Source organism: Methylosinus sp. shoA, from assembly GCF_059718125.1.
Genome location: NZ_AP046091.1, coordinates 194,109 through 209,514 on the forward strand (window position 1 = coordinate 194,109; position 15,406 = coordinate 209,514).

General features: G+C 68.2%; 8 protein-coding genes and 1 riboswitch. Of the genes, 5 read left to right on the forward strand and 3 right to left on the reverse strand.

What is annotated here, in order from left to right; genetic code table 11:
• Nucleotides 1-11: 11 nt before the first annotated feature.
• From AC6IW9_RS00980 to AC6IW9_RS00990, 3 genes are all read right to left on the reverse strand, one after another.
• Nucleotides 12-2,759: a heavy metal translocating P-type ATPase gene (locus AC6IW9_RS00980; RefSeq protein WP_497768022.1), complete on the reverse strand. Its 2,748-nt coding sequence runs from the start codon at nt 2,757-2,759 to the stop codon at nt 12-14.
• Nucleotides 2,760-2,787: 28 nt separating this feature from the next.
• Nucleotides 2,788-3,264, reverse strand: coding sequence for a methyltransferase family protein (locus tag AC6IW9_RS00985; RefSeq protein WP_497768025.1), 477 nt, complete (start codon nt 3,262-3,264; stop codon nt 2,788-2,790).
• Between the two features lie 221 nt (nt 3,265-3,485).
• Complete coding sequence (locus AC6IW9_RS00990) at nt 3,486-3,755, reverse strand: hypothetical protein (RefSeq protein WP_497768028.1); 270 nt, start codon at nt 3,753-3,755, stop codon at nt 3,486-3,488.
• A 29-nt stretch (nt 3,756-3,784) separates the two neighbouring features.
• Here AC6IW9_RS00990 and AC6IW9_RS00995 point away from each other — a divergent pair, with 29 nt between their 5' ends.
• From AC6IW9_RS00995 to AC6IW9_RS01015, 5 genes are all read left to right on the forward strand, one after another.
• A complete protein-coding gene (locus tag AC6IW9_RS00995; protein WP_497768030.1) occupies nt 3,785-4,021 on the forward strand; it encodes a hypothetical protein in 237 nt (78 codons plus the stop codon).
• Between the two features lie 21 nt (nt 4,022-4,042).
• Nucleotides 4,043-6,313, forward strand: a complete 2,271-nt coding sequence (locus AC6IW9_RS01000) for a TonB-dependent receptor (RefSeq protein WP_497768032.1) — start codon at nt 4,043-4,045, stop codon at nt 6,311-6,313.
• Between the two features lie 17 nt (nt 6,314-6,330).
• The gene (locus tag AC6IW9_RS01005; protein ID WP_497768036.1) at nt 6,331-7,875 is read left to right on the forward strand and encodes a PepSY domain-containing protein; all 1,545 of its coding nucleotides are present in this window, start codon (nt 6,331-6,333) and stop codon (nt 7,873-7,875) included.
• Between the two features lie 127 nt (nt 7,876-8,002).
• Nucleotides 8,003-8,102: riboswitch (TPP riboswitch) on the forward strand.
• A gap of 57 nt (nt 8,103-8,159) precedes the next feature.
• Complete coding sequence (gene thiC, locus AC6IW9_RS01010; RefSeq protein WP_497768039.1) at nt 8,160-9,992, forward strand: phosphomethylpyrimidine synthase ThiC; 1,833 nt, start codon at nt 8,160-8,162, stop codon at nt 9,990-9,992.
• A 125-nt stretch (nt 9,993-10,117) separates the two neighbouring features.
• Complete coding sequence (locus tag AC6IW9_RS01015; protein WP_497768042.1) at nt 10,118-15,400, forward strand: beta strand repeat-containing protein; 5,283 nt, start codon at nt 10,118-10,120, stop codon at nt 15,398-15,400.
• Nucleotides 15,401-15,406 lie beyond the last annotated feature (6 nt).

Here is a 15,406-nt window from a genome sequence, read left to right on the forward strand (position 1 = left end):
CGCCCCTTCGCTCAGGCCGCGACGCGCGCGGGATAGCCGGCCTCGGTGATGACCTTGGCCAGCGCTTCCGGGTCTTTGGGCGAGGGGGAAACCTGCACCTTGCCGGTCGCGAGATCGACCGCGACCTGCGCGTCGGGCTCCACCGACTGCACCGCCTGGGTCACATGCTTCACGCATTTGCCGCAGGACATTTCCCGAACCTCGAATGTCGTCGTCATATCAGCCTCCTCATGGTTGCTTGCTGTGGAATGCGCGCCTTCGGGCTCGCTCCTCGCCGCCGCGTCTCCGGGCGGCCGGAAGCGTCGCAACCGCAGCGCATTGGTCAGAACGAACACGCTGGAGAGCGACATGGCGCCGGCGCCGAGCATGGGCGAGAGCAGCATTCCATTCACCGGATAGAGCGCGCCGGCGGCGACGGGAATGAGCACGACATTATAGGCGAAGGCCCAGAACAGATTTTGTGCGATGTTGCGCAAGGTGGCGCGCGAGAGCGCCAGCGCCGCCGGGACCTTCGACACATGGCCGGACATCAGCACGACGTCGGCGGCCTCGATGGCGATATCGGCTCCCGTGCCGATGGCGATGCCGACGTCGGCGGCGGCGAGAGCCGGAGCGTCGTTCACGCCGTCGCCCACGAAGGCGATTTTTCGCGTCCCGCGCAGTCGTTGCAACGCCTCGACCTTGCCCTGCGGCATCACGCCGGCGATCACTTCGTCTATGCCGAGCCTGCGCGCGATGGCGCGCGCCGTGCGCTCGTCGTCGCCGGTGATCATCGCCGTGGCGACGCCTTGCGCATGAAGAGCCGCGATGGCGGAGACGCTCGTCTCCTCGAGCGGATCGGCGACGGAGAGAACGGCGGCGAGCCTTCCGTCGATCGCGACATAGAGCGGCGTCTTGCCCTCGTCCGCGAGCCGCGCCGCGGTCTCGTCGAACTCACTCGCATCGAGCCCGAGCGAAGTCATGAAGCGCAATGCGCCGACGGCGACGTCGCGCTCGTCGACATGCGCGGCGACGCCCATGCCGGGCGTGGCGTTGAAATTCTCCGCGGGGCCGAGCGCGAGGCCGCGCGACCTCGCGGCTGCGACCAGGGCTCCGGCGATCGGATGCTCGGACTGCGCCTCCACGCTCGCGGCAAAGCGCAGCGCCTCGTTCGGATCGCCGCCGGGCGCCGTCTCGAGATCGGTGAGCGCCGGCTTGCCGCGCGTCAGAGTGCCGGTCTTGTCGAAGGCGATCAGCGTCACGTCGCGCAGGCTCTGCAGCGCCTCGCCCTTGCGGAACAATATGCCGAGCTCCGCGGCGCGGCCCGTGCCGGTCATGATCGCGGCGGGAGTGGCGAGGCCCATGGCGCAGGGGCAGGCGATGATGAGCACGGCGACCGCGGTGACGAGCGCATAGGAGACGTCCTGGTGCGGACCGAAAGCGAGCCAGACGATGCAGGTCAGCGCGGCGATCGCCAGCACGGCGGGAACGAAAACGGCGATGACGCGATCGGCCAGCGCCTGGATGGGGAGCTTCGCGCCCTGCGCCTGCTCCACCATGCGGATGATGCCGGCGAGCGCCGTATCGGCGCCGACGCGCGTCGCGCGGAACACGAAGGCGCCAGTGGTGTTGACCGTACCGCCGGTGACCTCGTCGCCGACGCGCTTTCCGACGGGCAGAGGCTCGCCGCTGATCATCGATTCGTCGACGTGCGACGCGCCCTCGACGACGATTCCGTCGGTCGCGATGCGCTCGCCGGGGCGAATCACGACGAGATCGCCGACGACCACCTCGTCGATCGGCGTATCGACCTCCTCGCCGCCCTTCTTCACGCGGGCCGTCTTGGGCTGCAAACGCGCCAGCGCGCGGATCGCCTCTGATGTGCGTCCTTTGGCGCGCGCTTCGAGCGTGCGGCCGAACAGGATCAGCGTGACGATCACGCAGGCCGATTCGTAATAGACGTCGGCCGCGCCGCTCGGCAGCAGCGAGGGCGCGAAAGTCGCGACGACCGAATAGAGATAGGCGGCCGCGGTGCCGAGCGCGACCAGCGAGTTCATGTCCGGACGGCCGCGCCACAGCGAGGGGAATCCCTTCGCGTAAAAGGGCCTGCCGGGCCCCGCCAGCACCAGCGTCGTGAGCACGAAAGCAATATAGCGCGGGAGCCGATGGCCGAATTGCGCCATGATCCAGTCGTGCACGCCGGGGATCACATGCGCACCCATCTCGAGGACCAGCACGGGCGCGGTCAAAGCGGCGGCGAGAAGCAAGCGCCGGCGCAATTCGCTCGCCTCGGCGTCGCGCGCCTCGCTCTGGCGTTCGGCCGCGGCGCCGACGATCTCGCGCGGCTCATAGCCGGCCTCCGCGACGGCGCGCTTCAGCGCCGGCGCGATGTCGCCCGCCGCGAGCGCGCGCACGCGGGCCCGCTCCGTCGCGAGATTGACGTCGGCGGAGAGGACGCCCGGCACGGCGCGCAACGCCGTCTCGACATGGGCGACGCAGGAAGCGCAGGTCATGCCGCCGACGCCGAGCTCGATCGTGCGGACGGCCGGCTCATAGCCGGCTTCGCTCACTGCCCGCGCGACGCTCTCGAGATCGGCGCGGGGCGCAAGCGCGACATCGGCGCGCTCCGTCGCCAGATCGACCGAAGCCTCGAGCACGCCCGGCGCGGCGCGCAGCGCCTTCTCGACATGAGAGACGCACGAAGCGCAGGTCATGCCGCCGACTCCGAAGGAGAGACGGCGGGAGGCGCTCTCGTTCTCGGCGACGCTCGCATCGGGCATAGGGCTCACTCCTCGAGACCGCGGCGTCTTATAGCCAACGGCGGGTGCGCGCGACATAGACCTCATAGTCGCGGCCGAAGCGGCGCGCCAGATGGCGCTCTTCCGGCTCGATGGCGAGCTTGACCAAGGCGAGCGCCATCGCCGGCACCGACAGGAGCATCCCCGGCGCGGCGAAGGCGAGGCCGAGGCCCGCGACCAGCGCGACATTCGCGACATAGATAGGATTGCGCGACCAGCGGAACGGGCCCTCGGTGACGAGGCTGGAGGCTGCGCGATCCGGCCGCACGGTGGCGCCGCGCCGCCACATCAGCCGCACGCACCAGACGTCGATCGAAAGGGCGAGGACGACGAGCAGGACGCCGATGGTCCGCGCCCAGTCCGGCCAGGCCGCCGGACCGGACAATAGCGAATCGACGAGCGCCCCGCCGCCGATGGAGGCGACGAGCAGCAGCGGCGGCCAGGGAATTCGGGAGGGCGGCTGCGTCCCCGTGTCGTCTGCGGTCATGGCGCGCGTTCCTTTCGCTGTGGAGATTGCGATGGAGGCGGCGATTTGCAAGCGGCGGGTCGGACGGCTGCGATTTTCTCACTCGCGGCGCTCGCGAGAAATGGCCGAGCGAGTCACGCCGCCTCGTCGATCATCTCGAGCGTGGACCCGCGCCGCCCCCCGCGAAACGCGAGGGCGTTCCCTCCCCCGACGCGATCCATTCACCTGAAACTGTCGCCTGTTCAGCCGATTGCGATCGGCCTTTCGCCGTGAGCGGCGTTCTGCGCTCCGCCTTGACCGTGGTGTTGCGCCGTACTAGAGTTCTCGTCATGCGGGGCATCAAACGAAAAATGCGGCTTTCTGCGCGCGCGATGGCGCCGTTCGTCGTGTTTTGTCTCGCATTCCAGAGCCTCTTCTTCTCCGCCGGTCTCCGCCTCGGCGAGCTCTCGCCCGGCGGCTCGGCGTGGAACGCAGTCGAGGAACTCTGCGCGGCGCAACGCGACGACGCGCACGCGCCGCCTCATTCCCACGACCATCAGCAGTGCGTGTTCTGCTCCTGCTCCACCGATGGCAGATGCGCGTCGACGATCCTCTGCGCGGCCGCACCATCGTGGGACTCGGCGAAGGCACGACCACGTCCCCGGGAACCGGAAAATCCGGGCCGGCCGCCGACCGGCTGGGCCAGCTCCTGGTCCTCGCGCTCACCTCCATTTTTCTCCTGACGGATCGAGCCGCGGCCAGACGCCGCAACATCCTCACTCGGCCAGCGCGCACATAGCGTCGCGCCAGGAGAAATCTCATGTACTCTTTCGCTTTGACGCGCGGCGTCTCCGCCGGCGCGCTCACACTCGTCGTGTTTTCTTCGGCGGCCGCGCAGGAAGCGCTGCCCACGATCGACATTGGAAGCGCAAACCGGCGGCCGTCCCAGGGAACGGGCAAGACCGGCTTGCAGCCGCCCAACGGCAAGCTGCAGCTCGACATTCTGTCCACCGCCGGCAGCCGCCTCGGCCTGACGGCGCGCGAGACGCCCTCCTCCGTCAGCATCGTCGATCGCGCCACCATCGAATCGCGCGGCGCGCAGACGACACAGGAGGTCATCCAGCGCATGCCCGGCGTGATCGCCTCGGACCCGCCGGGCTCGGCCGGCTCCATCAGCCTGCGCGGCTTCGGCGCGTCTTCCGTCACGCAGATGTTCAACGGCATCACCGTGCAATATGACGCGATCGCCGCGCGCCCGGTCGACAGCTGGCTCGTCGACCGCGTGGAGCTGCTCGGCGGCGCCTCCTCTTATCTCTACGGCCAGGGCGCGGTCGGCGGAGCGGTCAATTATGTCAGCAAGATCGCGACGCGGGGGCAGGATCGCAACGAGGCGATGCTGATGGGCGGCATGTGGTTCGACCGCCGCGCCTCCTATGGGATCAACAAGCAGATCGACCCGAACAACTGGCTGCAGCTCGACGTGAGCTACAAGGGCTCGGACGGCTGGATGCAGAACTCGCATCACAATTCCGGCGTCGGCTCCGTGTCCTGGCTGACCGACATCGCGCCGGGACTTTCGAACACGATCGCCGTCGAGTTTCAGGGCGAGCAGCGCAATTCCTATTGGGGAACGCCGGTTCCGCGCCCTTGGATCGGAAACGGCACGATCGCCTGGGGAACCTTCGGCCTGCCGGCGCTCGACCTGACATTCGATCCGGCCATTCGGTTCAAGAACTACAATGCCCGCTCGCCCGTCTTCGACCAGCAGGTGCTGTGGGTGCGCGACATCGCCGAATATGAGCTCGACGGCGAGACGCGCTTCAAGAACACCTTCTATCTCTATCGCGCCGACCGCCAGTATCAGAATGTCGAGAGCTACCGCTACGATGTGACGAACACGCTGCTCGACCGCAGCTCCTCGCTCGCGACGCGGCATATTCAGAGCCTCGTCGGCGACCGTCTCGAGGCGTTCGACGAGACCCGTCTGTTCGGCCTCACGTCCAGGACCGTCGCGGGCATAGATTATTCGCTCAATCAGCAGACGCGCAATCCGAGCCTCGAATCGGGGACCGTCGACACGGTCGACCCTTATGGATATGTCCCGATCAAGAGCTATGAGGACAATCCCGCCGCGACGGGCTATGTGGGCGGCGCACGCAGCAAGCTCTACACGCTGGCGCTCTTCGCCGAGAACCGTCTTTCGCTGACGCCGCAGCTCCATCTCGTGACCGGCCTGCGCTGGGAGAAAATCAGCCTGGAGCGCTTCAACTTCCGCCTTCCCACCGCCGCCTCCGCCGCCAATCCCTTCGGCGATCCGGCCTATTTGGGGAGGGGCTACGAGCCCTTCACCTGGCGCGCCGCGCTGATGTACGACCTGACGAAAGAGACGAACGTCTATGTCTCCTACAGCACGGCCGCCGATCCGCCGTCCGGCATATTGCTCACCAACAACGCCGGCGGCGTGCGCAATTTCGATCTGACGACGGGCTGGCAGATCGAGGCGGGCCTGAAGACGGATTTCTGGGACGGCAAGGGATCGGCGACGATCGCGGGCTATTTCATCGAGCGCGACAACATCACCACCTCGGACCCCGCCAATCCGAGCAATGTCATCAATGTCGGCAAGCAGTCATCGAACGGCATTGAGGTGAATGTCGGCGTCCAGCCGCTCGAGACTTTGCACCTGCAGGCCAACGCCGCCTGGATCGATCCGCAATTCGAGAAGTTCGAAGAATCGGTGTCGATCAACGGCGTGGCGACACGAATCTCGCGCGCGGGGAACCGTCCGACGAACATGGCGCGCTGGATCGCCAACGGCTGGATCAACTGGGATTTCCTGCCCGACTGGCAATGGACTTTCGCGACGCGCTTCGTCGGCGTCCGATTCGCCGACAACGCCAATACGATGCGAATGCCGGCCTACACCGTCTTCGACACGGGCGTTTCCTGGCAGATTCTCCCGCAGGCGCGGCTGACGGCGATGGTGAAGAACTTCACCGACGCGACCTATGCCGAATGGGGCGGCTCGGCGCCGCTGCTGCGGCTCGCCCAGCCGCGCACATTCGAGATGTCCTTGAAGGTGACATTCTGAATCGGGAGGAGGCGGACATGAAGAGATATCTCTATCTCGTCCATCGCTGGCTCGGCGTCGCGCTCTGCCTGTTCATGGCGATGTGGTTCTTCTCGGGGGTCGTCATGATGTATGTCGGCTATCCGAAGCTCACGCCGGCGGAGCGCCTGTCGGCGTTGCCGTCGCTCGATCCGGCGCGCTGCTGCGTCGATCTCGCGACGGCGCTCGCCGCCGCAGGGGAGCGCGAGAGCCCGCAATCGATCCGCCTCACGACGATCGGCGACGAGCCCGCCTATGTGCTCGGATGGCGCGCGCGCGCCGTCGAGCCCGCCAGATCGATCGCCGTGCGCGCCCGCGACGGGAGACGCCTGACCAATGTGTCGGCCGAGGAGGCGCTCGCGACGGCGCGCGCTTTCCTCGGCGTCGAAGGCCGTCATGACGGAGTCGTCGACGAGGACCAGTGGACGCATTCGAAAGCGCTCGACGGGCTGCGTCCGCTGCACCGCGTCCATATGTCCGATCCGGATTCGACGCTGCTCTATGTTTCGGCCGTCACGGGCGAGGTCGTGCGTGACGCGACGCGCGTCGAGCGGATCTGGAACTGGGTCGGCGCATGGATCCATTGGCTCTATCCGCTGCGCGGCGGCTGGGTCGACGCCTATTGGCGCGACATCGTCGTCTACGGCTCGCTCGTCGGCACGGCGCTCGCGATCACCGGCCTCGCCGTCGGAGTCATGCGCTGGCGCTTCCGCGCGCCATACAAGACCGGCGCGCGCACGCCTTATCGCGAGGGCGTGATGAAATGGCATCACCTCGTCGGGCTCGTGGGCGGCGCGACGGCGATCACCTTCGTGTTCAGCGGCATGATGTCGATGAACCCGTGGAAGATATTCGACCTGCCGGGATCGGCCTTCGATCCGAAGCCCTATTACGGCGGCGCGCTCGCCGCCGAGCGATTCCGTCTCGAGCCGGCGCAGGCGCTCACGCGATTCTCGGCGGACGGCCTCGCGGCGCGCGAGATCGAGCTGCGCGTCATCGACGGCGAGGGATACTTCGTCGGCTTCGGGGCGGGCGGCGCGACGCGCATATTGCGCGCGGCGCCGGACGCGGCGCCTTTGGCGATGCTGCCGTTCGACGAGTTGAAGCGGCTCAGCGCGCGGCTCGTTCCCGGCGCGAAAGTGACGGCCGCGACCGTGATGGAGTCCTACGACTTCTATTATTTCGCGCGCGCGCCGCATACGATGCACGGCGATGTCGACAAGCGCCTTCCCGTGCTGCGGCTCGAGTTCGACGACCCCGCCTCGACCTGGGCGCATATCGACCCCCATACGGGCGCGGCGCTCGGCCGGCTCGATTCCGGCCGGCGCGCGAGCCGCTGGCTGTTCGCCTTCCTTCACAGCTGGGACGCTCCGGCTCTTCTCGAGGCGCGGCCGGTCTGGGACATCCTCATGCTCACGCTCAATGGCGCAGGCTTCGCGCTCAGCGTGACGGGCGTCGTCATCGGCTGGCGGCGCCTGCGGCGTAAGATCGAGCAGCGCCGACTTGTCGCCGCGCCGATGCGATCTCCGTCGCCGGCCGAGTAGGGAGGGCGCCGCGCGGGAACAATCGATTTGCGAAACGAACCTCCTGCGACGGCGCGAAGGGCTCACGCCGGGGCGGCCCTGTCGGCCGTTCGCCCTTGCCGCGCCCCTCCGCGGGGGCTAACATTCTGATAATGGCGAGGGGCGCCGCTCTGGCTGAGCGGCTGAGAAGCACCCGTCGAACCTGATCCGGGTAATGCCGGCGCGAGGGAAGGCCAGATCGACGTCGCCCGATTGTTCGGGCCGGCGTCTCTCCTCCTCGGCGCGCCGTCTCGAGGAGAGCGACGATGAACCATCACGACAAACGGCCGACGACCCCGCAAAGCGTCACGACCGGCCCTATCGGCGCCTCCCGAAAACTCTATTCCGCGCCGCGCGGCCGCTCCGACATCAATGTGCCCATCCGCGAGATCGCGCTGCATCCGTCGTCCGGCGAGCCGCCGCTGCGCGCCTATGATTCCTCCGGCCCCTATAGCTGCGCGGAGTTTTCCCCCGATCTCTCGGCCGGCCTGCCGGCGGCGCGGCCATGGCTCGCGACCCGCGCCGGGCTCGAGACCTATCAGGGCCGCGCGGTGAAGGCAGAGGATAATGGCTTTGTCGGCGAGGATCGGCTGGTCTCGCCTTGTCCGGCGCCGCGCGCCATTCGCCGTGCGAGCGGAACGGCGCCGGTGACGCAGCTCGAATGCGCCCGCGCGGGAATCATCACGGAAGAGATGATCTATGTCGCCCACCGCGAAAACCTCTGCCGCGAGCACGCCTTCGCTCGAGGCCCCGAGCGCATTGCGGCGGGCGAGAGCTTCGGCGCCGCCATTCCCGAATATGTGACGCCGGAATTCGTGCGCGAGGAGGTCGCGCGCGGTCGCGCCATCATCCCCGCCAACATCAACCATCCGGAAGCCGAGCCGATGATCATCGGCCGCAATTTCCTCGTGAAGGTCAACGCCAATATCGGCAATTCCGCCGTCGCCTCCTCGGTCGCCGAGGAGGTGGAGAAGATGGTGTGGGCGATCCGCTGGGGCGCCGACACGGTGATGGACCTCTCCACCGGGCGCAACATCCACAATATCCGCGACTGGATCATCCGCAATGCGCCCGTGCCGATCGGCACGGTGCCGATCTATCAGGCGCTGGAAAAAGTCGGCGGCGACGCCACCAAGCTCGATTGGGAGGTATTCGAGGACACGCTGATCGAGCAGGCCGAGCAGGGCGTCGATTATTTCACCATTCACGCTGGCGTGCGCCTCGCCCATGTGCCGCTCACGGCGGATCGCGTCACCGGCATCGTCTCGCGCGGCGGCTCGATCATGGCGCGCTGGTGCCTCTCGCGGCATCGCGAGAGCTTCCTCTACGAACGCTTCGAAGACATCTGCGACATCATGCGCCGCTACGACGTCTCCTTCTCGCTCGGCGACGGACTGCGCCCGGGCTCGATCGCCGACGCCAACGACGCGGCGCAATTCGCCGAGCTGGAGACGCTCGGCGAATTGACGAAGATCGCCTGGAACAAGGGCTGTCAGGTTATGATCGAGGGGCCCGGCCATGTGCCGATGCACAAGATCAAAGTGAACATGGATAAGCAGCTGCGCGAATGCGGCGAGGCGCCGTTCTATACGCTCGGCCCGCTCGTCACCGATATCGCGCCGGGCTACGACCACATCACTTCGGGCATCGGTGCGGCGATGATCGGCTGGTTCGGCACGGCGATGCTCTGTTATGTGACGCCCAAGGAGCATCTGGGCCTTCCCGATCGCGACGATGTGAAGACCGGCGTGATCACCTATCGAATCGCCGCCCACGCCGCCGATCTCGCCAAGGGTCATCCGGCGGCGCAGGAGCGCGATGACGCCATGAGCAGAGCGCGCTTCGACTTCCGCTGGGAAGATCAATTCGATCTGGGGCTCGATCCCGACACCGCGCGGCGATATCACGACGAGACCTTGCCCAAGGAGGCGCACAAGCTCGCGCATTTCTGTTCCATGTGCGGCCCGAAATTCTGCTCGATGCAGATCACCCGCGACCTGCGCGAGGAGGCCGTGGCGATCGCCGAGCGTGAGAAGGGATTTGCCGAAAAGAGCGTGGAATTCTTGGAGAAAGGCGCGAAAATCTACGTCGAAGGGTGAGCGCGCGGTTCCGCGTCCAGAGCAAGAGCATCCGATCAGCCTCGCGCAAGCGTCGCGTCCCTAGGCTGCGGCCGTCCGCGCTGCCCTGTCGTCGCGCGCGCCGACGCCCGACCAGCGGGGCTCCCATGTCGATCATCTCCTCCCTCACCACCTGGCAGGTCGCTCGTCTCACGACGACTATCATGCGCCAGCTCGACACGACCGACATCGAGGCGTTCTCCACGTCGCAGATCGCCGCGCTGACGGCGACGCAGCTCAACAGCCTCTCGACCACCAATCTCGAGGCGCTGGCCTCGACGCAAGTCGCCGCTTTGTCCCGAGCCGCGCTGATGGGGCTCGGCCTCCCGCAATTCGAGGTCCTCGTGCAGGACGATCTCGCCGCCTTCACGACGACGCAGATCGCCGCGCTGACGTCGACGGAGATCAATAATCTCACCTCGACCGAGATTCAGGCGCTGAGCGGAACGCAGCTCCTCGCGCTCGCGGCCTCGCAGATCGCCACGCTGACGACGACGCAGCTCGCCAATCTCACGACGACGCAACTCGGCGCGCTGACGACGACACAAGTGCGCAGCCTCACCGCGACGCAGCTCAATGCGATGACTCTCGATCAGATCATCGCCTTGACGGTCGCCAATCTCTCGGTCGGGCAGATCGCCAAGCTCGCCGCGACCGAGGTCGATAATCTGACGACGACGCAGCTCGCTTCGCTCGGCGCGACGCAGATCGGAGCCCTGTCCACGACCGCGCTCAACAGCCTCTCCGCCGACGATCTGCAGTCGCTGACGGCGACGCAGATGGCCGGCGTCGCGGCGACGCAGATCGCCGCGCTCACCGCGACGGCGCTCGGCAATCTCACCACGACGCAGCTCGCCGGGCTGACGACGACACAGGTGCGCAGCTTCACGCAGACGCAGTTCACGGGCATGACGTCGACGCAGATGCAGGCGCTGTCCGTCGCCGCCTTCTCCTTCGCGCAGATCGCCAATCTCTCGACCACCGCATTCGCCAATCTCTCGTCCGATCAGTTCGCCGCTTTCGCGGCGACGCAGATCGCCGCGCTGTCGACGACCTCTCTCAACAGTCTCGACGCGACGGCGCTGCAATCGCTGACGACGACGCAGGCGGCAGCGCTCACCGCGGCGCAGATCGCCGGGCTCGCCTCGACGCAGATCGACGATCTCACGACGGCGCAGCTCGGCGCCCTCACGACCACGCAGGCGCGCGGGCTCACAACGACGCAGCTCGGCGCCATGACGGCGACGCAGATCCAGGCCCTGCCGGTCGCGCGGCTCTCGGCCGCGCAAGTGTCCGCTCTCACCGCCGGCGGGCGCGGCGATCTCTCCTCGACCCAGCTCGCCGAGCTCGTCGCGACTCAGATCGCCGCGCTGTCGACCACGTTCCTCGACGCGCTCTCGACGACGGAAATCCAGGCTTTCACGACCACGCAGGCCGCCGCATTGACAGCCGCGCAGATCGGCCGATTGAATTCGGACTCGCTCCACAGGTTCACGACGACCCAGCTCGCCGCGCTGACGACGACGCAGACTCGCGCGCTCACCGCGACGCAGCTCGGCGCCCTGACGACGGCGGAGCTGCAAGCGCTGCCCGCGGAGCGCCTCTCCGCGGCGCAGATCGCCGCCGTGAGCGCAGAGACGCTCTCGCGCCTCTCCACGACGCAATTCGCCGCTCTCGTCTCGACGCAGATCGCCGCGCTGACGACGACGCAGCTCGATTTCTTCACGACGACGCAGATCGCCGCTCTGAACTCGACGCAGATCGCCGGGCTCGGCTCGCTGGCGCTCGCTTCGCTCGACGCGGCGCAGATCGGCGCGCTCTCCGCGACGCAAGTCGCCGCTCTGACGTCGCGCGCGCTCTCGGGCCTCGCCGACACGCAAGTAGAGGCGCTGACGCAGACCCAATTGGCGGCGCTCTCGCAGACGCAGATCGCCGGCCTCTCGATCGGCGGAATCGGCGGCCTCGCCAGCGGACAGATCGCCGGGCTCGCCTCGAGCCAGCTCGACGCGCTGACGGCCGCGCAGCTGCGCGCGCTGAACGAGACGCAGATCGCCGCCTTCGGCCCCGATCGACTCGCCGCGCTCACGGCCACCGACCTCACCGCCTTCTCCTCGACGCAGATCGCGCATTTCTCGGCGACGCAGCTCGACGCGCTGACGACGGCGCAATTCGCGGCGCTCGCCTCTTCCGCGCTCGCCGGCTTGTCGACGATGCGGATCGCGAGCCTCGCCACGACGCAGATCGTAGCGATGACGACGACGCAGCTCAAGAGCCTTTCGGCCGATCAGATCGGCGCGCTGACCGCCTCGCAGCTCGCCGTTCTGCAGACGAGCCAGATCGCCGCGCTCTCGGCGGCCGCCGTCTCCGGGCTCTCGACCGGCGAAGTCGCCGGCCTCTCGACGCAGCAAATCCGATCGCTGACGCAGACGCAGCTCGCGGCCATGGCGGACACACAGATCGCCGCGCTCTCGGCGACGCAGATCGGCGCCCTGTCGACGACGGCGCTCGCCGGGATCGGCGTGACGCAGATCCGCGCGCTCGCGGCGACGCAGATCGGGGCGCTCGCCACGACGCAGATCGCCGCGATCGGGGCGGCCGCCTTCGGCGCGCTGTCGACGAGCGACGTCGCGGCGCTGTCCGCGACACAGATCGGCGCTCTCACCGCCGCGCAGTTGCGCGCGCTCGCGGACACGCAGATCGCCGCTCTCGACACGACGCAGCTCGCCGCGCTCACGACGACGCAGATTTCGGCGCTCTCGGCGGCCGGCGTCGGCGGATTGTCGAGCGCGGATATCGCCGTGCTGAGCGTGACGCAGATCGCCGCCTTGGCGACGACGCAGATGACGGCTCTCGTCGACACGCAGTTCGCCGCGCTCTCCTCGACCCAGCTCGCCGCGCTCACGTCGCGCCAGCTGTCCGGCCTTTCCTCCGACACGCTGTCGCGCTTTTCGACGTCCGCGCTCGCAACGCTCACGACGACGCAGCTGCGCGGGCTCACCGCCGCGCAGATCGGCGCGCTCACCATCTCGCAGATCGACGCGCTCTCGACGACGCAGCTCGCCGCGCTGACGACGACGGAGATCGGCGGCCTCACCTCTACCCAGGCGGCGGCGCTGACCGCGACCGAACTCGGCGCGCTCTCGGCGACGCAGATTTCGGCGCTCGCCTACAACGCTGTCGGCGCGCTGAGCGCGACCGGGATCGCCAGTCTGGCGACGACGCAGATCCGCGCGCTGACGGCCAATCAGATGAACGCGCTCGGCGCGGCGCAGATCGCCGCGCTCGGCGTCGATCAGCTCGCGGTTCTGACGAGCGCGCAGATCGCGGGGCTGTCGACCACCGCCGTCGCCGCCTTGACGACGAGCGCGCTCGACGCGCTGACCACGACGCAGCTGCGCGCGTTCACCGCGACGCAGATCGGCGCCTTGACGACGACCGAGCTTTCGATCCTCACCGCGACGGATGTCGCGGCGCTGACGACGACCGGACTCGCCGGCCTGACGCGCACGCAGATGGAGAGCCTCGCCGCGACGCAATTCGACGCTCTCGCCACGACGCAGATCGCGGCGCTCTCCACCACGGCGATCGGCGGCCTGACGACGACACGGCTCGCCGCGCTCGTCGAGACGCAGATCGGAGCGCTCGCGGCGACTCAGATCGCCGTGCTCGCCACGACACAGATCGACGCGCTGACCACGACGCAGATCGCTTCGCTCACCGCGACGCAGGCGCGGGGCCTCGTCTCGACGCAGGCGGCGGAGCTCGGCGCGACGCAAATCGCCGCTTTGACGACCACCTCGATCCGCGCGCTCACGACGACGGCGATCACCGGCCTCACCGCGACGCAGATCGGACTCTTCTCCACGACTCAGCTCGCGGCCGTCGCCGCGACGCAGATCGCGGCGCTGTCGACGACCGCCGTCGCCGGACTGACGCCGGCAGAGATCGGCGCGCTGACGACGACGCAATTCCGCAGCCTCGCTTCGACCGGCGTAGCGGCGCTGACGACGACGCAGATCGCGGCACTCACGGCGACGCAGATCGGCGAGCTCATCGCCACGCAGCTCGCGGGGCTGACGGCGACGCAGGCAGGCGCCCTGTCGACGACGCAGCTCGCGCTGCTGACGGCGACGCAGATCGGCGCCCTGACGAGCTCCGCGGTCGGCGGCCTCACGCAGACCGAGGTCGCGGCGCTCACCACGACGCAATTCTCCGCGCTCTCCGCCGCGCAGATCGCAGGCTTCGCCACGACCGGCGTCGCGGGCCTCACGACGACGCGCCTCGCCGCGCTCGCCAGCACGCAGCTCGCCGCCTTCTCGCCGACGGCGATCGGCGCCTTCGACGCCACGCAATTTTCGGCGCTGACGACGACGCAGATTTCGCAGCTCACCTCGACCGAGCTCGGCGGTCTCACGTCGACGCAGGTCGCCGCGCTCGACGTCGATGATCTGCGCGCGCTCGTCCCGACGCAGATCGCCGCTCTGTCCTCGACCGGCGTCTCCGGCTTCGGCGCGACGCAGATCGCCGCGCTCTCCCCGGCGCAGGCCGCCGCGCTGACCGCGACGCAGATCGCCGCGCTCTCGGCGACGGCGATCGCCGGCCTCGATCCGTCCGAGCTCGCCGCTCTGACCACGACGCAATTCTCCAACCTCTCCGCCTCGGCCGTCGCGGCGCTGACGACGACGCAATTGGCGAGCCTCGCCACGACGCAGATCGCTCTGCTCTCGACGACCGAGATGAGCGGATTGACGCCGACGCAGGCGGCCGCTCTCTCCTCTACGCAATTCGCCGCTCTCTCGGCGACGCAGATCGGCGCCTTCTCGAGCGATGGAATAGCCGGGCTGACGACGACGCAGATCGCGACCCTCACCGAAACGCAATTCGCCGGGCTGCAGGCGACGCAACTCGGCGCGCTGACGGCGACGCAGGCGCAAGCGCTCACGACGACCGAGATCGGCGCATTGACGACGGCACAGATTTCGGGGCTGATCCGCGCGCAGCTGCGCGCGCTGACCACGACCCAGCTCGGCGCGCTCACGACGACGCAGGTCGCGTCGTTCGCGACAACGCAGATCGTCGATCTGACCACGACGGAGCTTTCCTCGCTCTCTGCGGCTCAATTCGCCGCACTCACTTCGACGCAGATCGGCGCGCTCACGACGCAGCAGCTCAATCATCTCGAACCCGCGACGCTGTCGTCCTTCTCCGGCCGCCAGCTCGCCGGGCTGACGACGACGCAGATCGCCGCCTTCTCCGCGACGGCGATCGCGGCGCTGACGACCACCGAGCTCGAGGCGTTGAACGGCAATCAGATCGCCGCCTTCTCCACGACGCAGCTCGCCGGCATGACCACGGCTCAGATCGACGCGCTGACGCGGGCGGTGTCTTGAGGCGGG